Source organism: Streptomyces sp. NPDC107528, from assembly GCF_055639295.1.
Genome location: NZ_JBVKAV010000003.1, coordinates 811,299 through 830,177, shown reverse-complemented (window position 1 = coordinate 830,177; position 18,879 = coordinate 811,299). Strand labels below are relative to the sequence as shown.

The 18,879-nt window shown below is 71.1% G+C and carries 14 protein-coding genes; 7 read left to right on the top strand and 7 right to left on the bottom strand.

The features are described from left to right. The first annotated feature begins 156 nt into the window (after positions 1-156). The 5 genes from ACZ7L5_RS13495 to dnaK all read left to right on the top strand — a co-directional run bounded on the left by ACZ7L5_RS13495 (position 157) and on the right by dnaK (position 7,799). Positions 157-2,205 (top strand): phage holin family protein, encoded by a 2,049-nt coding sequence (locus ACZ7L5_RS13495; protein WP_471516765.1) that lies wholly within the window; start codon positions 157-159, stop codon positions 2,203-2,205. Between the two features lie 102 nt (positions 2,206-2,307). Further along, a complete protein-coding gene (locus ACZ7L5_RS13490; RefSeq protein WP_471516719.1) occupies positions 2,308-3,369 on the top strand; it encodes an ATP-binding protein in 1,062 nt (353 codons plus the stop codon). Continuing rightward, positions 3,366-5,171, top strand: coding sequence for a vWA domain-containing protein (locus tag ACZ7L5_RS13485; RefSeq protein ID WP_471516718.1), 1,806 nt, complete (start codon positions 3,366-3,368; stop codon positions 5,169-5,171). The genes ACZ7L5_RS13490 and ACZ7L5_RS13485 overlap by 4 nt, the downstream gene beginning before the upstream one ends. Before the next feature lie 64 nt (positions 5,172-5,235). Further along, the gene (locus ACZ7L5_RS13480) at positions 5,236-5,664 is read left to right on the top strand and encodes an OsmC family protein (protein WP_365053885.1); all 429 of its coding nucleotides are present in this window, start codon (positions 5,236-5,238) and stop codon (positions 5,662-5,664) included. A gap of 260 nt (positions 5,665-5,924) precedes the next feature. Beyond that, on the top strand, positions 5,925-7,799 hold the full coding sequence (dnaK, locus tag ACZ7L5_RS13475; protein ID WP_471516717.1) for a molecular chaperone DnaK: 1,875 nt from the start codon (positions 5,925-5,927) through the stop codon (positions 7,797-7,799). A 7-nt stretch (positions 7,800-7,806) separates the two neighbouring features. Here the strand turns inward: dnaK and narI are convergent, their stop codons facing one another. From narI to ACZ7L5_RS13445, 6 genes are all read right to left on the bottom strand, one after another. Next, positions 7,807-8,529: a respiratory nitrate reductase subunit gamma gene (gene narI / locus ACZ7L5_RS13470; protein ID WP_471516716.1), complete on the bottom strand. Its 723-nt coding sequence runs from the start codon at positions 8,527-8,529 to the stop codon at positions 7,807-7,809. Beyond that, on the bottom strand, positions 8,526-9,020 hold the full coding sequence (gene narJ, locus ACZ7L5_RS13465; RefSeq protein ID WP_467483340.1) for a nitrate reductase molybdenum cofactor assembly chaperone: 495 nt from the start codon (positions 9,018-9,020) through the stop codon (positions 8,526-8,528). The genes narI and narJ overlap by 4 nt, the downstream gene beginning before the upstream one ends. After that, on the bottom strand, positions 9,020-10,669 hold the full coding sequence (gene narH / locus ACZ7L5_RS13460) for a nitrate reductase subunit beta (RefSeq protein WP_471516715.1): 1,650 nt from the start codon (positions 10,667-10,669) through the stop codon (positions 9,020-9,022). The genes narJ and narH overlap by 1 nt, the downstream gene beginning before the upstream one ends. Beyond that, positions 10,669-14,361 carry a nitrate reductase subunit alpha gene (locus ACZ7L5_RS13455; protein ID WP_471516714.1) on the bottom strand — a complete coding sequence of 1,231 codons (3,693 nt, stop codon included), beginning with the start codon at positions 14,359-14,361 and terminating at the stop codon, positions 10,669-10,671. The genes narH and ACZ7L5_RS13455 overlap by 1 nt, the downstream gene beginning before the upstream one ends. A 116-nt stretch (positions 14,362-14,477) precedes the next feature. After that, positions 14,478-15,293, bottom strand: coding sequence for an SAM-dependent methyltransferase (locus ACZ7L5_RS13450; protein WP_471516713.1), 816 nt, complete (start codon positions 15,291-15,293; stop codon positions 14,478-14,480). A gap of 46 nt (positions 15,294-15,339) precedes the next feature. After that, positions 15,340-16,203 (bottom strand): helix-turn-helix domain-containing protein, encoded by an 864-nt coding sequence (locus ACZ7L5_RS13445; protein WP_471516712.1) that lies wholly within the window; start codon positions 16,201-16,203, stop codon positions 15,340-15,342. 221 nt (positions 16,204-16,424) lie between these two features. On the opposite strand from ACZ7L5_RS13445, the gene ACZ7L5_RS13440 reads away from it, so the two are divergent. After that, positions 16,425-16,859 carry a hypothetical protein gene (locus tag ACZ7L5_RS13440; RefSeq protein WP_471516711.1) on the top strand — a complete coding sequence of 145 codons (435 nt, stop codon included), beginning with the start codon at positions 16,425-16,427 and terminating at the stop codon, positions 16,857-16,859. Here ACZ7L5_RS13440 and ACZ7L5_RS13435 read toward each other — a convergent pair. Further along, the gene (locus ACZ7L5_RS13435) at positions 16,841-17,686 is read right to left on the bottom strand and encodes a helix-turn-helix domain-containing protein (RefSeq protein WP_471516710.1); all 846 of its coding nucleotides are present in this window, start codon (positions 17,684-17,686) and stop codon (positions 16,841-16,843) included. The two genes, ACZ7L5_RS13440 and ACZ7L5_RS13435, sit on opposite strands and share 19 nt — an antisense overlap. A 30-nt stretch (positions 17,687-17,716) precedes the next feature. On the opposite strand from ACZ7L5_RS13435, the gene ACZ7L5_RS13430 reads away from it, so the two are divergent. Then, positions 17,717-18,805: an ADP-ribosylglycohydrolase family protein gene (locus tag ACZ7L5_RS13430; protein ID WP_471516709.1), complete on the top strand. Its 1,089-nt coding sequence runs from the start codon at positions 17,717-17,719 to the stop codon at positions 18,803-18,805. The last annotated feature ends 74 nt before the right edge of the window (positions 18,806-18,879 follow it).

Sequence of the window (18,879 nt, the reverse complement as noted above, 5' to 3'; positions counted from 1 at the left end):
GGGCGGGACGACGTGCCCGGCCGGGTGTCACAGGGGTGTGCCAGGCTGGGGGCGTGAAAGGCCCGTTTCGGGTGCTGGGCCGGGACGTGAGGTGGGCTGGGCGTGCGTGGTGGGCGTTGGCGGCGGGTCGCCAGTCAGATCGGGCGGAGCGTGGCCGTGTGGGCCGTCTCCACCGTCACCATGCTCGTGCTCGCCGGGATCCTCCCGGATTTCCAGCTGCAGTCGGCCGACGGTGACAGCGCCACCCACATCGCGATGACCGCTGCCCTCGGCGCCGGTGCCTTCGGTCTGCTCTCCGCGCTCGCCTGGCCTCTTCTCGTACGGCTCCTGCTGCTGGTGCCCGCCCTGGTGCTGGGCCTGCTGGTGTTCTTCCTGAACGGCTCCCTGCTGATCGTCGCCCTGCGTCTCGTGCCCTCCGGCGACAGCGAGGCCGCCCCCGAGACCGCCGTCATCGTCGCCGCCGTGATGTCCGCCGTGGCCTCAGCCACCGGCGCCGCCCTCGCCGTCCGGGACGACGACGCGTACCGGCGCCGCCTGTACCGCCTGGCCGACCGCCGCCGCAGGGCCCTGCCGCCCGGCCCGTCCAGCCCCGGCACCGTCTTCATCCAGCTCGACGGCGTCGGCCACGACGTCCTCCTCGACGCCGTCGGCAAGGACCTGATGCCCACCGTCGCCCGCTGGCTCGGCCACGGCGCCAACGGCGGCGGCACCGGTGGCGCCGACGGTCCCCGCGCCACCCACCGGCTCACCCCCTGGCGCACCGACTGGTCCAGCCAGACCGGCGCCAGCCAGCTCGGCATCCTGCACGGCAGCAACCACGACGTCCCCGCCTTCCGCTGGTACGAGAAGGCCGCCCGCGAGGTCATGGTCTGCAACCGCCCCGCCAACGCCGCCGAGCTCCAGCGCCGTGCCATCGACCGCACCGGCGACGGCGGCCTGCTCACCGCCGACGGCGCCAGCCGCGGCAACCTGTTCAGCGGCGGCGCCGACGAACAGGCCCTCGTGCTGTCCATCGCCACCAAGCGCCGCAGCCGCGAGAACCGCTCCCGCTCGGGCTACTTCGCCTACTTCTCCGACCCGGCCAACGCCGTGCGCACCGCACTGTCCTTCACCGCCGAGGTCGGCCGCGAGATCGGCCAGTCCACCCGGGCCCGCGCCCGCAAGGTCAGGCCAAGGGTCTCCCGCGGCGGTCTCTACCCCCTGGTCCGTGCCTTCGCGACCGTCGTCGAACGGGATGTCGTCGTCGCCGCGGTGATGGGCGACATGCTCGCCGGCCGGACCGCCGTCTACGCCGACCTCGTGGCGTACGACGAGGTGGCGCACCACTCCGGGCCGCGCGGCCGCGACACCGAGAAGGTCCTCGAACGGCTCGACCGGGCGCTGGCGTTGATCGAGAACGTTGCCGAGCACGCGCCGCGGCCGTACCGGATCGTCGTGCTGTCCGACCACGGCCAGAGCCCCGGCGAAACCTTCCGCGCCCGCTACGGCCTCGGCCTCGGCGACCTGGTGCGGGCCGGCTGCGGGCTGCCCGTGCCGCGGCGGGCGCGGCGCACCCACAGCGGCGCCGAGGCCCGCGCGGCCGTGCGCGCGGCGCTGCGCCGGCCCGTCGAGGACGGCGGCGAGCAGCACCGCCCGTCCCGCCGTTCGGAGCCGATCGTGCTGGCCTCCGGCAACCTGGGCCTGGTCTCCTTCCCGGACGTGCCGCACCGGATGACCAAGGAGGAGATCGACGCCCGTCACCCGGCCCTGCTCACCACCCTCGCCAACCACCCCGGCATCGGCTTCCTGCTCGTCCGCAGCGAGGAACACGGAGGGGTCGTGCTCGGCGCGTACGGCGCCGAGATCCCGCTGGACCAACTCGACGACAAGCCGGGCCCGTTGGAGGCGTTCGGGCCGGGCGCCGCCGACACCGTGCGCCGTACGCACTTCTTTCCCAACGCCGCCGACATCATGGTCAACTCCGCCTACGACGAGGCCGACGGCGAGGTCCTCGCGTTCGAGGAGCAGATCGGTTCGCACGGCGGACTCGGCGGGGCACAGGGCAAACCGTTCCTGCTGTCACCGCTCGCCTTCTCCGCGCCGGTCGGCGCCGGGGAGGACCTCGTGGGCGCCGAGCACGTCCACCGTGTGCTGCGGCGCTGGCTGCGGGAGGTGAGCGGCCCGCAGGTGCCCGTGGAGGCGAAGCCGGAGGAGCGGGCGGCCTGAAAATCGGATGACGACCGCAACCATCAATTGAGAACCTCGACGGCGAGCAACCACATCCGCGAGAGCGGCGCCGGTTCAGGCGCAAAGAGGGGAGCCCCTGCTTTGCAGGCAGCCGTAACCGTCACGCCCGCCCGTATCCCCGACCTCCTTCTCGGCCTCGCCACCGTGCGGCCGGTGTTCATCTGGGGTGCCCCCGGCATCGGAAAGTCCTCCCTCGTCAGGAACTTCGCCGAGTCGCTGGGGCTTGAGTGCGTGAGCCTGCTCGGCACCCAGCTGGCGCCGGAGGACCTGATCGGCGTGCCGCAGATCCGCGACGGGCGGTCGGTGTTCTGCCCGCCGGAGGCCATCGCCCGGGACGAGCCGTACTGCCTGTTCCTGGACGAGCTGAACGCGGCCACCCCGGATGTGCAGAAGGCGTTCTACTCGCTGATCCTCGACCGCCGTATCGGCAACTACGAGCTTCCCAAGGGCTCCATCGTCATAGGCGCCGGAAACCGGGCCACCGACAACGCGCTCGCCCGGCCCATCGCCTCCGCCCTCGTCAACCGTCTCACCCACGTCCACCTGGAGGCGTCCGCCACGGACTGGCTGGTCTGGGCCGCGAACAACGGCATCCACCCCTGGATCCTGGACCACCTCACCGACCGGCCCGACCACCTGTGGTCCAAGCCGCCCAAGACCGAGGAGCCGTTCTCCACGCCCCGCTCCTGGCACATGCTCTCCGACGCCCTGCACTCGTTCGGCCGGGACCTCGACGAGGAGACGCTGAAGGTCCTCGCGCACGGCACGCTGACGCCCGTGCACGCCACCGCGTTCTGCGGATACGTCAAGATCGTGCGCAGCCAATACGGCATCGACGCCATCATCAAGGGCGACGCCCGCTGGCCGCACCGGATGCAGGACCGCGACCTGCTCTACTACCTCGCCGAGTCCTTCCGCGGGCGCCTCATCAAGGAGCTGCCGGTCAGCAAGGACCACATGTCCGCGACCGGCCGCCAGACCGCGTACCGCGCGAAGTCGCTGCTGGTGCAGCTCGCGGAGATCTCCGTCGAGGTCGCCCAGAGCGTCATCGCCTCCGACGCCGACGGCAACCCGGTCCTGCCGTCCTGGTTCCTGGTGGAGGCCGCGCGGGACATGCCCCGGCTGGTCGAGGCGCGCCGATGAGCCGTACCCCCGACAAGGGGAAGGGGAAGAAGAAGCGGGACCTCGCGGCGGAGGCGTTCGCCGAGGGCCTGCGACTGGTGCGCGCCAATCCCGCGCTCGCCACCGTCGAGTTCGCCGTCTGCCGCCAGGAGAAGTGCGAGCAGGCGCCCCACGACGGACTCGTCCGCGTCGACTCCCAGGGCGACCTGCACATTCACCCCGATCGCATCGCCGAACCGGCGACCTGGGCCTGGGCGATCGCGCACGCCGTCCTGCACCTCGGCTTCGGCCACTTCCCTTCCAAGAAGGGCACACCCGTGCAGCCCGACCGCGCCGACCTCGCCGCCCGCTGCGTCGTCGTCAACCGCTTCCTGCTCAGCTTCCCGATCGGCACCGCCCCGGACCACCTGCCGCTGAGCTACCCGGACGGCGACGAGGAGCAGCTCGCCGCGCGCTGGCGGCGCGACGGCGTTCCCGCCGCGTACGAGCGCTGCGGCACGGCGGGATCCGAGGCCGACCAGCTGCTCGTGGAGTGGATGGGCTGGTTCGGATCGCCCCCGGACCACCAGCTGGCCTTCGCGATCGCGCTGACCCGGACCGTCTCCACCGCGATGGACGTGGCGGGCGGCCGCCGCGACTCCATGGACGGCGAGCCCGTCAAGAAGCGGCCCTGGCAGTGGGCGCTGGAGTGGTTCATCACCTCCTACCCGCTGCTCGGCGGCCTCGCGGCCGGCATCAAGCTGGTCGCCGACGCCGAACTCGCCCGCGCGCACGGCATCGCCGTCGCCGCCGTCAACGCCGAGGCCGGCGAGATCTACATCAACCCGCTGCGGACGTTCGAGGACGAGGAGTGGCGGTTCATCCTGGCCCACGAGATGCTGCACGCCGCCCTGCGCCACGGCGACCGCTGCGGCACCCGCGACCCGTACCTGTTCAACGTCGCCTGCGACTACGTCATCAACGGCTGGCTGCGCGAGATGCAGGTCGGCGAGATGCCCCAAGGACTGCTGTACGACGCGCAGTTCAGCGGCCTGTCCGCCGAGGAGGTGTACGACCGCATCGTCGGCGATCTGCGCCGGATGCGCCGCCTGGCCACCCTGCGCGGCAAGGGCGTCGGCGATGTGCTGGGCGCCCCGCTCGGCGCCCCCGGCGACTACTGCGACCTCGACGAGTTCTACCGCCGCGGCCTTTCCCACGGCCTCGACCTGCACCAGCAGCAGGAACGCGGCTTCCTGCCCGGCGGTCTGGTCCAGGAAATCCGGGCGCTCAGCCATCCACCGCTGCCCTGGGACGCCCGGCTGGCCCGCTGGTTCGACGAGTTCGTGCCCCGTCCGGAGCCGGTGCGGACGTACGCCCGTCCCTCGCGCCGCCAGTTGTCGACGCCCGACATCCCACGCGCGGGGCGCTACTTCCCGCCCGAGGAGATCGCCCGCTGCACCTTCGGCGTCGTCCTGGACACGTCCGGCTCGATGGGCAGCGTGCTCCTCGGCAAGGCGCTGGGCGCCATCGCCTCCTACGCCGCCGCCCGGGACGTACCGGCCGCGCGGGTGGTGTTCTGCGACGCGGGACCGTACGACGCCGGCTATGTGCCGGTGACGGAGATCGCGGGGCGGGTGCGGGTGCACGGCCGTGGCGGTACGGTCCTGCAGCCCGGGATCGACCTCCTCCAGCGCGCGGACGACTTCCCGCCCGGCGCGCCCGTCCTGGTCATCACGGACGGCTGGTGCGATGTGCTGCGGGTGCGGCGCGAGCACGCGTACCTGCTCCCGCAGGGCCGTCGCCTGCCGTTCACCCCGCGTGGGCCGGTCTTCCGGGTGAGTTGAGCCGGAGTGTGATCGGATGGGGGCACGGACCCAGGAAACGGGCCCCCACGCGAAAGGAAGAACCGTGGCTACCACGCGCTCCGCACACACCGTCTGGGAAGGCAACCTGCTCGAGGGCAACGGTGTCGTCAACTTCGACTCTTCCGGCGCCATCGCCGCGCAGCCGGTCACGTGGGCCTCGCGCTCCCAGGACGCGAACGGCAAGACCAGCCCCGAGGAGCTGATCGCCGCCGCGCACTCCAGCTGCTTCTCCATGGCGCTGTCCCACGCCCTGGCGGGTGCCGGCACCCCGCCCACCAAGCTCGTCACCTCGGCCGACGTGAACTTCCAGCCGGGTGAGGGGATCACCGGGATTCACCTCACCGTGGAGGGCACCGTGCCCGGCCTCGATGACGAGGGCTTCGCTGCGGCGGCGGAGGATGCGAAGAAGAACTGTCCGGTCAGTCAGGCGCTGACCGGCACCACGATCACGCTGTCGGCGAAGTTGGCGTAGCGGGTCGCCTACGGGGGTGCCGGGAAGGGCTGTGTGGCGGGTGCGGCGCCGTCGTGGCTTGTCGCGCCCACGCGGCGGAGCCGCATATCGATACAGCCCCGCGCCCTCGGGGGGCGGCCCTTCGGGCCGGCCCCCCGAACCCTGAGCGAGCGCTCAGCCACTGTTTGGTGGCCGTCCCCGCGGTCACCCGTCCCATTGACAAGAACCCGCTCAAGTTTTGTGCTGGAGTTCAAGGGGTGCCCTGGCGGAAGGGGACAGCGATGGCACGCGCGGTCGGGATCGATCTCGGGACCACGAATTCGGTGGTCGCCGTCCTGGAGGGCGGCGAACCCACGGTCGTCGCCAACGCGGAGGGGGCCAGGACCACACCGTCGGTCGTGGCCTTCGCCAAGAACGGCGAGGTACTCGTCGGTGAGGTGGCCAAACGGCAGGCGGTGACGAACGTCGAGCGCACCGCCCGCTCCATGAAGCGGCACATGGGCGACGCGAACTGGCGCTTCCCGGATCAGGGCGACATCGACGGCTCCCGCTACCGGGCCCAGGAGCTGTCGGCCCGGGTGCTGCAGAAACTGAAGCGGGACGCCGAGTCGTACCTCGGCGAGGACGTCACCGACGCGGTGATCACCGTCCCGGCGTACTTCGACGACGCCCAGCGGCAGGCCACGAAGGAGGCCGGGGAGATCGCCGGCCTGAAGGTGCTCAGGATCATCAACGAGCCCACGGCCGCCGCCCTCGCCTACGGACTCGACCGGGGCGAGGAACAGACCGTGCTGGTCTTCGACCTCGGCGGCGGCACCTTCGACGTCTCGCTGCTGGAGATCGGCGACGGCGTCATCGAGGTGAAGGCCACCAACGGCGACACCCACCTGGGCGGCGACGACTGGGACCAGCGGGTCGTCGAGTACCTGGTGAAGAAGTTCAAGGGGCAGTACGGCATCGACCTCGGCAACGACAAGATGGCTCTGCAGCGGCTGCGCGAAGGCGCCGAGAAAGCCAAGATCGAGCTGTCCAGCTCCACCGAGACGACGATCAACCTGCCCTACATCACGGCCTCCGCCGAAGGGCCCCTCCACCTCGACGAGAAGCTGACCCGCGCCCAGTTCCAGGAGCTCACCGCGGATCTCCTCGACCGCTGCAAGACCCCCTTCCACCAGGCGGTCAAGGACGCCGGCATCAAGCTCTCGGCGGTCGACCACGTCATCCTCGTCGGCGGCTCCACGCGGATGCCCGCCGTGACCGAGCTCGTGAAGGAACTCACCGGCAAGGACCCGCACAAGGGCGTCAACCCCGACGAGGTCGTCGCCGTCGGCGCGGCCCTCCAGGCGGGTGTCATCCGCGGCGACGTCAAGGACGTCCTGCTGCTCGACGTCACCCCGCTGTCCCTCGGCATCGAGACCAAGGGCGGCATCATGACGAAGCTCATCGAACGCAACACGACCATCCCCACCCGGCGTTCGGAGATCTTCACCACGGCCACCGACAACCAGCCCTCGGTCGGCATCCAGGTCTACCAGGGCGAACGCGAGATCGCGGCGTACAACAAGAAGCTCGGCGTCTTCGACCTCACCGGCCTGCCGCCGGCCCCGCGCGGCGTCCCGCAGATCGAGGTCGCCTTCGACATCGACGCCAACGGGATCATGCATGTCTCCGCGAAGGACCTGGCGACCGGCCGTGAGCAGAAGATGACGGTGACGGGCGGCTCGGCCCTCCCGAAGGACGACATCGACCGCATGATGCGGGAGGCCGAGCAGTACGCCGAGGAGGACCGCAAGCGCCGCGACGACGCCGAGACCCGCAACCAGGCCGAACAGCTCGTCTACCAGACCGAGAAGTTCATCCGTGACAACGAGGACAAGGTCCCGGCGGACACCAAGGCCGAGGTCGAGTCGGCGATCACGGACCTGAAGCAGCAGCTGGAGCAGAACGCCGAGACGAACGCCCTGCGCACCGGCATCGAGAAACTCGCCTCGGTCAGCCAGCAGATGGGCCAGGCGATGTACGCCCAGTCCCAGCAGACGCCGAGTGAGAGCTCCGCCGGCACGGGCACCGAAGAGGCCTCACCGCAGGACGACGACGGTGTGGTGGACGCGGAGATCGTGGACGACGAGAAGGACCAGAAGGGCGGCGCCGCGTAGAGGCCGCTCAGGACCCGGTCTTCTCCCAGCCCCGCCGCTCCGGCCGGGGCCCCAGCTGCTCGGGGTCCCGGCTGCGGTACACCAGGTACGGCCGGAACAGGTACTGCACCGGCGCGCTGAACATGTGGACCAGCCGGGTGTACGGCACCAGCGCGATGAGCACCATGCCGATCACCGCATGCACCTCGTACAGCACCGGCACGCCCGCCATCCGGTCCAGGTCCGGCTGGAGGGTGAACAGGCTGCGGGCCCACGGGGCGATGGACTGGCGGTAGTTGTAGCCGTCGCCGGAGGAGTGGGACAGCTTGGCGACCATGCCCATCACGATCGCCGCCGCCAGCACCACGTACATGAGCTTGTCGTTGGCCGTCGTCGCCCGGAGCACGGGTGCCTTCGTGCGGCGGCGGTAGATCAGCAGGGCGATCCCGGCGACCGTCAGCACCCCGGCCGCCGTGCCGCCGTAGAGGGAGAACAGGTGGTACGTCCGCTCGCTGACGCCGAGCGCGTCCGTCCAGGACTCCGGGACGAACAGGCCCACCAGATGGCCGACCAGCACGAACAGGATGCCGTAGTGGAAGGCGGGCGAGGCGATGTTCAGGAGCCTCGACTCGTAGACCTGGGACGAGCGCGTGGTCCAGCCGAAGCGGTCGTAGCGGTGGCGCCAGATCAGGCCGGCGACGAGCAGGGCGAAGACGACGTAGGGCAGGACGCCCCACAGGAGTGTGGTCATGGGCGTGCCCCCGGTTGCGCGGTCGGCAGGGTGGCGCACACGGCGTCCAGGACGGACGCGTACGGTGTGCCGAAGTCGGTGAGGCGGGCGCGGAGCTCCTCCAGGCAGTCCCGGTGTTCCAGCAGGAGGTCGGTGTCGCCGGTGCGGGCCGCGAACTCCAGTACCGCGGGCAGGAAGTCGGGCAGTTCCTCGCCGGTGAACTCCAGGCCGTGGGCGCGGTAGAGGTCCTTGAAACGCAGCAGTGACATGCCGCGCCGTCGGGTGTCCCCGTCGCGCCACCAGCTGAGGTACAGGCTGTGGCGGTTCTTGAAGTCGAAGACCTCGACGTAGTGGGCGGCCAGTTCCTCCGGGGACGTGAGGGCCGCGTGGTCGGTGAACTCCCGTAGCTGCGGGGCCGCCTCGCGCAGGAGCGGCAGACGGGCTCGGAAGTCGTCGTCGGGGTAGGTCAGGCAGAGTGCGGCCGCCTGGTACAGCACCTCGAAGGACGGCATCAGGCCTCCTCGGTCTTGGCTGTGTCGGCTGTTTGGGCCATGGGGGCTGTGGGAGGCAGGCCGGCCGGGTCGTCCGCCGTCTGCCGTCTGCGCAGGGCGTGGAAGTTCTCCACCGACACCAGCGGCAGCAGCTTGCGGCCCGAGTCCTGCCCGAAGGGGCCGTCCCCGCCCATCCCGGGCCCGCCGTCGTAGTCGAGGCTGCACCCCTGCGGCAGCGCGGACTCCTCCAGGTGCCGGGCGTCCGCGACTGCGGCCGTCGGAATCACGTACCGGTCCTCGTACTTGGCGATCGCCAGCAGCCGGTACATCTCCTCGATCTCGTGCGCCCCCATCCCGACGGCGGCCGACACCGCGGGATCCGGATCCTCGCCGAGGTTGATCGCCCGCATGTGGGAGCGCATCGCGGCGAGCTTCTCCAGCGAGGCGCGGACCGGGCCGATGGCGCCGGCCGTGAACATCTCCGCCAGGTACTCCAGCGGAATGCGCAGGCTGTCGATCGCACCGAACAGGTTCCCCGCGTCCTCACCGTCGTGCCCGGTCTCCGTCAGCACGTCCACCACCGGGGAGAGCGGCGGGATGTACCAGACCATCGGCATCGTCCGGTACTCCGGATGCAGCGGCAGCGCCACCTTGTACTTGCTGATCAGCGCGTGCACGGGGGAGCGGCGCGCCGCCTCCACCCAGTCGTACGGGATTCCCGCCGCGTCGCACGCGTGCCGCACCCCGGCGTCCTCAGGGTCGAGGAAGACACCCAACTGCGCCTCGTACAGATCCCGTTCGCTGCGAACCGACGCCGCGGCGGTCACCTTGTCGGCGTCGTACAGCACCACCCCGAGATAGCGCAGCCGGCCCACGCACGTCTCCGAGCAGACCGTCGGCAGACCGACCTCGATCCGCGGATAGCACATCGTGCACTTCTCGGCCTTGCCGGTGGCGTGGTTGAAGTACACCTTCTTGTACGGGCATCCCGTCACGCACATCCGCCAGCCCCGGCACCGGTCCTGGTCCACGAGGACGATGCCGTCCTCCGCCCGCTTGTACATCGCCCCCGACGGACACGACGCCACACAGGACGGGTTGAGGCAGTGCTCGCAGATCCGCGGCAGATAGAACATGAAGGTCTGCTCGAACTCGAACCGCACCTTGTCCGAGGCCTGCGTGCGCGCCCGCTCCACCATCGGGTCGAAGTCGCCGTGGGCGGGGGCGCCGGCGAGGTTGTCGTCCCAGTTCGCCGACCACTCGATCTTCATCGGTTTGCCGTCGAGCTGCGAGATCGGCCGGGCGACCGGGTAGTCGTCGCCGAGCGGGGCGTCGGTGAGGTTCTTGTAGTCGTACGTCCAGGGCTCGTAGTAGTCCTTGATCTCCGGGAGTTCGGGGTTGGAGAAGATCCCGGCGAGCTTGCGGAAACGGCCGCCCGCCTTCAGCTTCAGCGCGCCGCGCCGGTTCAGCTCCCAGCCGCCGCGCCACCGCTCCTGGTCCTCGTAGCGGCGGGGATAGCCCTGGCCGGGGCGGGTCTCGACGTTGTTGAACCAGACGTACTCCATGCCCCGCCGGTTGGTCCACGCCTGCTTGCAGGTGACCGAGCAGGTGTGGCAGCCGATGCACTTGTCGAGGTTCATCACCATCGCGATCTGGGCCATCGGACGCATCAGTACTCGACCTCCTGGCTGCGGCGGCGGATCACCGTCATCTCGTCGCGCTGATTGCCCGTCGGACCCAGGTAGTTGAACGCCCAGGACAACTGGGCGTACCCGCCGACGAGATGGGACGGCTTGAGGATCAGCCGGGTGAGCGAGTTGTGGGTGCCGCCGCGCCTGCCGGTGGCCTCCGTCCTCGGGACGGCGATGGTGCGTTCCTGCGCGTGGTGCATGTAGACGGTGCCGGGCGGCATCCGGTGCGAGACGACGGCGCGGGCGACGACGACGCCGTTGCGGTTGGCCGCCTCCACCCAGTCGTTGTCGACGACACCGATCGCGTCCGCGTCCTGCGGGGACATCCAGATGTTCTGGCCGCCACGGGAGAGCGCCAGCATGAACAGGTTGTCCTGGTACTCGGAGTGGATCGACCACTTGTTGTGCGGGGTGAGGTAGCGGACCGTCACCTCCTTCTGCCCGTCCGGTCCCAGGCGCGGTTCGCCGAACAGCTTGTTCATGTCCAGCGGCGGCCGGTAGACGGGCAGCGCCTCGCCCAGCTCGTGGATCCAGTCGTGGTCGAGGAAGAAGTGCTGGCGGCCGGTGAGGGTGTGCCAGGGCTTGAGGTGCTCGGTGTTGAGGGTGAAGGCGGTGTAGCGCCGCCCGCCCGACTCGCTGCCCGACCACTCCGGCGACGTGATCACCGGCACGGGCGCGGCCTGGGTGTCCGCGTACGTGACCCGCTTGCCCTCGTGCTCGGCCGCAAGGTGCGCCATCTCCTGCCCGGTGCGGGCCTCAAGGGTGCGGAAGCCCTGGGTGGCGAGGCGGCCGTTGGTGGTGCCGGACAGGGCGAGGATGGTGTTCGCCGCCTTCACGGCCGTGTCGAGCAAGGGCCGGCCGTCGGAGGACACGCCGTTCAGGTGCCGGAGGTCCTCGACCTCCTCGTCCGGCCTCAGCGTGATGCCCTTGGCGGGCAGGCCGAGCTCTTCCGCCAGCGGCCCGAGCGCGGCGAACTTGGCGCCGATCGCCGTGTAGTCACGCTCCACGACGGTGAGGTTCGGCATGGTCTTCCCCGGCACCGGATCGCACTCCCCGCGCCGCCAGTCCAGGACGACCCCGCCCGGCTGGGCCGTCTCGCCCGGGGTGTCGTGCTGGAGCGGGGTCGCCACCAGGTCCTTGCGCACCCCCAGATGACCGACGGCCAGCTCACTCAGCCGCTCCGCCAGCGCCTTGAACGCGTCGAAGTCGGTGCGGGCCTGCCACGGCGGGTCCACGGCCGGGGTGAAGGAGTGCACGAAGGGGTGCATGTCCGTGCTGGACAGGTCGTGCTTCTCGTACCAGGTCGCGGCGGGCAGGACCACGTCCGACAGCAGCGTGGACGACGTCTGCCGGAAGTCCAGCGACAGCAGCAGGTCGAGCTTGCCCTCGGGCGCCTCGCCGTGCCAGGTCACGTCCCGCGGCCGTACGTCCTCGGGTGCCTCCTCCGCCCGCAGGGACGAGTGCGTGCCCAGCAGGTGCCGTGTGAAGTACTCGGCGCCCTTCGCCGACGAGCCGAGCAGGTTGGACCGCCACAGCGTCAGCACCCGCGGCCAGTTCTCCGGCGCGTCCGGGTCCTCGCAGGCGAACTTCAGGGTTCCCGCGCGCAGTTCGGCGACCACCCGCGACACCGGATCACCGAACACCTCGCCCAGCTCCAGCGGATTGCGGTCGAACGTCGGATACGACGGCATCCACCCCGTCCGCGCCGACAGCGCGAGACAGTCCGCGCCCGTCATCCCCCGGAACCGGCCCGTGCCGAGCGGCGACGCGAGCACGTCGGCCGTGAACCGGTCGTAGCGCCACTGGTCTGTGTTGAGGTACCAGTACGCCGTGCCGATCATCTGGCGCGGCGGCCGCGACCAGTCCGACGCCGAGGCGAGCGTCGCCCAGCCGGTCACCGGACGGCACTTCTCCTGGCCCACGTAGTGTGCCCAGCCGCCGCCGTTGCGGCCCTGGCAGCCGGTGAGCTGGAGCAGGGCGAGGAAGGCACGGTAGATCGTCTCGGAGTGGAACCAGTGGTTGGTGCCGGCGCCCATCAGGATCATGCAACGGCCTTTCGACCGCTCGGCGGTGCGCGCGAACTCCCGTGCGATACGTATGCACTTGGCGGCCGGGACGGAGGTGTGCGCCTCCTGCCAGGCCGGGGTGCCGGGCGCGTCACGGTCGTCGTACGACGTGGGCCAACGGCCGGGCAGCCCCTCCCGTGCCACCCCGTACTGCGCGAGCAGCAGATCGAAGACCGTCGTCACCAGTGGCCCCCGCGTGCCGCCGAGCTTCGTCGCCGGGACACCACGCCTCACGACGTCCCCGCGCCCCTGCCCATGTGCCCCGCCCTCGGTGTCGAAGCGCGGCAGCAGCACCTCGACACCCGCGGCGACTTCACTGCCGTGCAGGGTCAACTGCGGGCGTATTTCCCCGAGTTCGAGGTTCCACTTGCCCATGCCCGACTCGGACCAGCGGAAGCCGAGCGAGCCGTTCGGGGCGACCGCGCGGCCCGTGGCGGCGTCCAGCACGACCGTCTTCCACTCGGCACTCGCACCCTTCTGGCCCAGGTCCGAGGCGCGCAGGAACTTCGCCGGGACGTAGGCCCCGCCCCGCTCCTCCAGCGTGACCAGGAAGGGCAGGTCGGTGAACTGCCGTACATAGTCCGCGAAGAACGGTGTCTCGCGGTCGACGAAGAACTCCTTGAGGACGACGTGCCCCATGGCGAGGGCCAGTGCGCCGTCCGTGCCGGGGTGCGGGTGGAGCCACTCGTCGGCGAACTTGGCGTTGTCGGCGTAGTCGGGGGCGACCACCACGACCTTCTGGCCCCGGTAACGGGCCTCCGCCATCCAGTGCGCGTCCGGTGTGCGGGTCACCGGGACGTTCGAGCCCCACATCATCAGATACGCGGCGTCCCACCAGTCGCCCGACTCCGGTACGTCGGTCTGGTCGCCGAAGACCTGCGGGGAGGCGACGGGCAGATCGGCGTACCAGTCGTAGAAGGAGAGCATCGGGGCGCCGATGAGGGAGTGGAAGCGGGCGCCCGCCGCGTGCGACACCATCGACATCGCGGGGATGGGGGAGAACCCGGCGACGCGGTCCGGGCCGTACGCCTTGATGGTGTGGACGTGCGCGGCGGCGACGATCTCGACCGCCTCGTCCCAACTCGCCCGCACCAGGCCGCCCTTGCCGCGCGCCTGCTGGTAACGGCGGCGGCGCCCGGGGTCGTTCACGACGTCCGCCCAGGCCAGGACCGGATCGCGCAGGCGTTGCTTCGCTTCCCGGTACATCTCCAGGAGGACGCCGCGCACGTATGGGTAGCGCACCCGGGTGGGGGAGTAGGTGTACCAGGAGAAGGCGGCGCCCCGGGGACAGCCGCGGGGCTCGTACTCGGGGCGGTCGGGGCCGACGCTCGGATAGTCGGTCTGCTGGGTCTCCCAGGTGATGATCCCGTCCTTGACGTACACCTGCCAGCGGCACGAGCCCGTGCAGTTCACGCCGTGCGTCGAGTTCACGACCTTGTCGTGGCTCCACCGGTCCCGGTAGAAGGCGTCCGCCTCACGCCCGCCCGTCAGAGCCACGCTGTGCAGATCGGGCGCGGGCGTGCCCGGCCGGAACCACCTGCCCGCCTTGAGCAGTGCCGCGCCCGGTTCGGCGGGCGGGACGGGCGGTATCCGTGTGTCGGTCACAGGCGCTCCCTTGCTTGCCCGGGGGCCGGGGCTCTGGTCCCGAACCTAGGGCGGGGCGCGGGAGCGCACCCCTTCACAGCAGCCGTACGGGTCACCTCCGCACGGCATCCGGACGACTAGGGCTTGCGGGCGACCCCCGCGTACACCGGCACGATGCCCTCCGCCTGGGCCGCCACGTCCGCCGCCTCCGGCCGCCAGCCGTAGACCGGGATGATGCCGGGGCCGAGCAGGTCCAGACCGTCGAAGAAGCGGGAGAACTCGGGCAGCGACCGGGGAAAGAACGGGGTGCCGCTGTGCCGGAAGTGGTTCGCCGCCTTCTCTATGGCCGCCGGGCTGAGGTCAGGGGTGACCTGGGAGAGGATCAGATAGCTGCCGGGGGCGAGCGCGGCGACGTACTTCCCCAGCAGGCCGTACACGTCGTCACCGTCGGCGTCGGCGCCCAGGTAGTGGGTCAGCGCGACCAGCGACAGCGCGACCGGCCGGCCGAAGTCCAGGGACTCGCCGGCCCGGCCCAGCAGCATGTCGACGTCACGGACGTCGGCGTGCACATAGTCGGTGCTGCCCTCTGCCGTCCCGTGCAGCAGCGCCTCCGCGTGCCGCAGCACGATCGGGTCGTTGTCCGCGTACACGACCTTGGAATCCGCGGCGACGCCCTGCGCCACCTGGTGCAGATTGGGCTCGGTGGGGATGCCCGTGCCGATGTCCAGGAACTGGCGTATCCCGGCCTCGGCGACGGTGCGCACGGCACGCTGCATGAACCGGCGGTTGGCGCGCGCCCCGCGCAGGACCGTGTCGTCCACGGCGAGGATCTTCCGCGCCAGCTCCTCGTCCACCGGGTAATTGTCCTTGCCGCCGAGCCACCAGTCGTAGACGCGGGCCGGGTGCGGCCGGCTGGTGTCGACGCGGGCGGGCACGGCCTCGGAACCGGTCATGCGGTGTGTTCTCCTCGGGGATCGACGGCCTACGTGGCCGGCTGCCTCAACAGTCCTCGCGGTGTTCCCGCAGGATCTTCCTCGTGCGCTCGGCCGACGCGGCGGCCGTCGACATGTGGTCCAGGACCTCCAGATGCGCGGCGACCTCCTTGCGGGAGTCCAGATACAGGGCACCGGTCAGGTACTCCGTGTAGACCATGTCGGGCAGCTCGGGCTCGGCGAACCGGAACAGGGTGAACGGCGCATACGTCCCCGGGTGCGGGCCCGAGGCGAACTCGGCGATCTGCAGCGTGACCCGGTCGCGCTCGGCGAACTCCAGGAGCTTGTCCAGCTGGTCGCGCATCACCTCGCCGCGGATGCTCACCGGGCGCAGCAGCACCGTCTCGTCCATGATCACCCACATGTGGGGCGGGTCCGGGCGCTCCAGCAGCCGTTGCCGTTCCATCCGCAGCGACACATGCCGCTCGATGGTCTCGGGCCCCGTCTGCCCTATCGTCCCCGCCTCCAGCACGGCGCGCGCGTACTCCTCGGTCTGCAGCAGGCCGGGGACGAAGTGCGGCTCGTAGGAGCGGACGATACGGGCGGCGCCCTCCAGGCTCACGTACAGGCTGAACCAGTCCGGCAGCACATCGTGGAACCGCTGCCACCAGCCCGGCTGGTTGGCCTCCTCGGCCAGCGACACGAACGCGGCCGCCTCGTCCTGCGGGACGCCGTACGTTTCCAGCAGCACCTGGACGTACGGGATCTTCAGCGCGACCTCGGCCGTCTCCATCCGCCGTACGGTCGCCGCGGCCACACGCAGCACGCGGGCAGCCTCGTCACGTCCCAGCCCGGCCGCCTCCCGCAGCTCCTGCAGGCGCCTGCCGAGCACCACCTGACCCACGGTCGGCGCGGGCCGCCGCTCACTCACGCCACGCCTCCCCTACGCGCCGAAAGTACGTCGAGCAGTGTGTCATGTTCCCCGCGTCCCCGGGGCGTTGCCATTACCCCGCGAGTAATCGACCGCCCGATCCGGACACGAGACGGTGGAGTCACCGGATCCCGGGCCGGCGCACTCCGGCCCGGGATCCGGGCCCGCGCATCCGTAGTCGACCTGCCTCTCGACCCGACCTCGACGGAGGGTGATTCGTCATGTCCGCCATCTCGCTCGCCACGCTCACCCGGACCTCCGACCCGCAGACCGTGCTGCGCCGACTTCTGGCCCTGGACGCGGTGGTGACCGGCGCGAACGGGCTCGCCTACCTCGCCGTGTCCGGTCCGCTGGGACGGCTGCTCGGGGTCGACGACACCCTGCTGCTCGCCCTCGGCGCCTTCCTCACCGTGTACGCCGCCGCCGTGGGCCTGCTCGCCTCCCGGGCCCGCCCCGCCGCGCTCCCGGTCCGTGCCGTGATCGAGGCCAACGTCGCCTGGAGCGCGCTGAGTCCGGTGGCCCTCGCGCTGTGGCTGTCGCCCTCCACCGCGGGGGCCGTGTGGACGGTCCTTCAGGCTCTCACCGTCGCCGGTTTCGCGACGCTCCAGCACCTGGCCCTGAAAGCCCGTCAGGCCCGTCAGGACATCAGTGACTGAAGGTACTTGACCGTCGCCGGGTCGGCCGGGAGGAACGTCTCGATGGCCAGCTCGGCGACGGTCACGTCCATGGGGGTGTTGAACGTGGAGATGGAGGAGATGAAGGACAGGACGCGGCCCTCGTGCTCGATCTGCATCGGCAGGGCGAAGTACGGGGCGGATTCGAGCGGTTCGGGGTTCGCCTCCCGTGAGCCGGGCCTCTCCTCCGGCGCCGGATACGCCGCGACCTCCTCGTACAGCCGGCGCAGTGGTTCGGAGCGGTGCAGGGCGATCTGGCGCTCCATCTGGGACAGCAGGTGGCCGCGCCACTCGTGGAGGTTGCGGATGCGCGGCGCGAGACCTTCCGGGTGCAGCGTCAGACGCATCGCGTTCAGCGGGGGCGCGAGCAGGCGCTCGGGGACGCCGTCGAGGAGCATCAGGATGCCCCGGTTGGCCGCGTGGACGTTGTACATCGCGTCGACCACGACCGCCGGGTACGGCTCGTAGCCCTGGATCAGCCGCTCCATGCCCGCGCGCAGCGCGTCCAGCGCCGGGTCGTCCAGCGGGGTCTCCGGATAGCGCGGGGCGTACCCGGCGGCCAGCAGCAGCGCGTTGCGTTCGCGCACCGGCACATCCAGGTGCTCGGCCAGCCGCAGCACGATCTCCTCGCTCGGCCGCGAACGGCCCGTCTCGATGAAGCTGATGTGCCGCGCCGAGGAGTCCGCCCGCAGCGCCAACTCCAGCTGACTGACCCGCCGTTGCTCCCGCCAGGCCCGCAGCAGAGGGCCTACGCCCCGATCGGCGGGGGCGGTGCGGGGGGCGGCAGCTCCGGGCGGGACCATGGTCATGTGTACGACCGTAGTCGAGGAGCGTGTGAAATGACCGAGCCGTGGACGTCGACCCTGGTGGGCGAGGCCGGGTACCGCGCCCGAGTGCGTGGCTGCCTCCTCGGTGGAGCCCTCGGTGACGCCCTCGGCTATCCGATCGAATTCAGCTCGCTGGACCGGATCCGGTCGGCGCACGGCGAGCGCGGAGTGACCGGACTCGTCTTCGCCGGTGACAGCCGCGTGGCCCTGGTCAGTGACGACACGCAGATGACCCTCTTCACCGTCGAGGCGCTGATCCAGGCCCATCGGCGCGAGCGGCTCAAGGGCATCGGCGGCGCATGGGCCCTCCTCGTGCGCCGGGCCTACGAGCGCTGGCTGGAGACCCAGCGCCACCCCGGCCCGGACCAGGCCGCACCGCCGCAGAACGGCGCCCCCGAGGGCGGCCTGATCACCCAGGCGTGGCTGTACGCCCGCCGGGCCCCCGGCAACGCGTGCGTGTCGGGGATCGCCCAGATGTACGCCCCCGACCCCGGGCTCGCCCTCGACGGCACGCCCGGACAGGTCAACCCCGACTCCAAGGGCTGCGGCGCGGTCATGCGCTCGGCCCCCTTCGGCCTGCTGAATTCCGCCGACGGCGCCTTCGCCATGGCCGCCCGCGCCGCCCAGATCACCCACGGTCACCCCACCGGCTACTACGCGGCGGGCGCCCTGGCCGCGATCGTCGCGCACCTCGGCGCAGGCGACTCCCTGGAGGGAGCGGTCCTGCGCACGCTGCGGCTGCTGGCGCGCCACCCCGGCCACGAGGAGACCTCGGCCGCGCTCACGGAGGCCCTCGACCTGGCCGAGGAGGGCTCGCCGACGGCGGAGAAGGTCGAGTCGCTGGGCGCCGGCTGGGTCGCCGAGGAGGCGCTCGCGATCGGCGTGTACTGCGCCCTCGTCGCGTCCTCCGTGCCGGACGCCCTCCTGCTGTCCGTCAACCACTCCGGCGACAGCGACTCCACCGGCTCCGTCTGCGGCAACCTGCTGGGCGCCCGGCACGGCGACCACGGCCTCCCGCACGCATGGCTGGAGCGGGTCGAGGGCCGGGCGCAGATCGCCGCTCTGGCCGACGACCTGGCGGCCGAAGGCGTGCGGCGCTGACCCTGGGGGAACCGTCTGACCAGGGCCGCCGCGCGCAGGCTGTGGCAGGCTGAAGACGAACCCTCCCGTGCAGG

Excerpts from the sequence above, each read along its gene's own strand:
- ACZ7L5_RS13485 (WP_471516718.1), top strand. The coding sequence starts at position 3,366 with ATGAGCCGTACCCCCGACAAGGGGAAGGGGAAGAAGAAGCGGGACCTC.
- dnaK (WP_471516717.1), top strand. The coding sequence starts at position 5,925 with ATGGCACGCGCGGTCGGGATCGATCTCGGGACCACGAATTCGGTGGTC.
- narI (WP_471516716.1), bottom strand. The coding sequence starts at position 8,529 with ATGACCACACTCCTGTGGGGCGTCCTGCCCTACGTCGTCTTCGCCCTG.
- narJ (WP_467483340.1), bottom strand. The coding sequence starts at position 9,020 with ATGCCGTCCTTCGAGGTGCTGTACCAGGCGGCCGCACTCTGCCTGACC.
- narH (WP_471516715.1), bottom strand. The coding sequence starts at position 10,669 with ATGCGTCCGATGGCCCAGATCGCGATGGTGATGAACCTCGACAAGTGC.
- ACZ7L5_RS13450 (WP_471516713.1), bottom strand. The coding sequence starts at position 15,293 with ATGACCGGTTCCGAGGCCGTGCCCGCCCGCGTCGACACCAGCCGGCCG.
- ACZ7L5_RS13440 (WP_471516711.1), top strand. The coding sequence starts at position 16,425 with ATGTCCGCCATCTCGCTCGCCACGCTCACCCGGACCTCCGACCCGCAG.
- ACZ7L5_RS13435 (WP_471516710.1), bottom strand. The coding sequence starts at position 17,686 with ATGACCATGGTCCCGCCCGGAGCTGCCGCCCCCCGCACCGCCCCCGCC.
- ACZ7L5_RS13430 (WP_471516709.1), top strand. The coding sequence starts at position 17,717 with ATGACCGAGCCGTGGACGTCGACCCTGGTGGGCGAGGCCGGGTACCGC.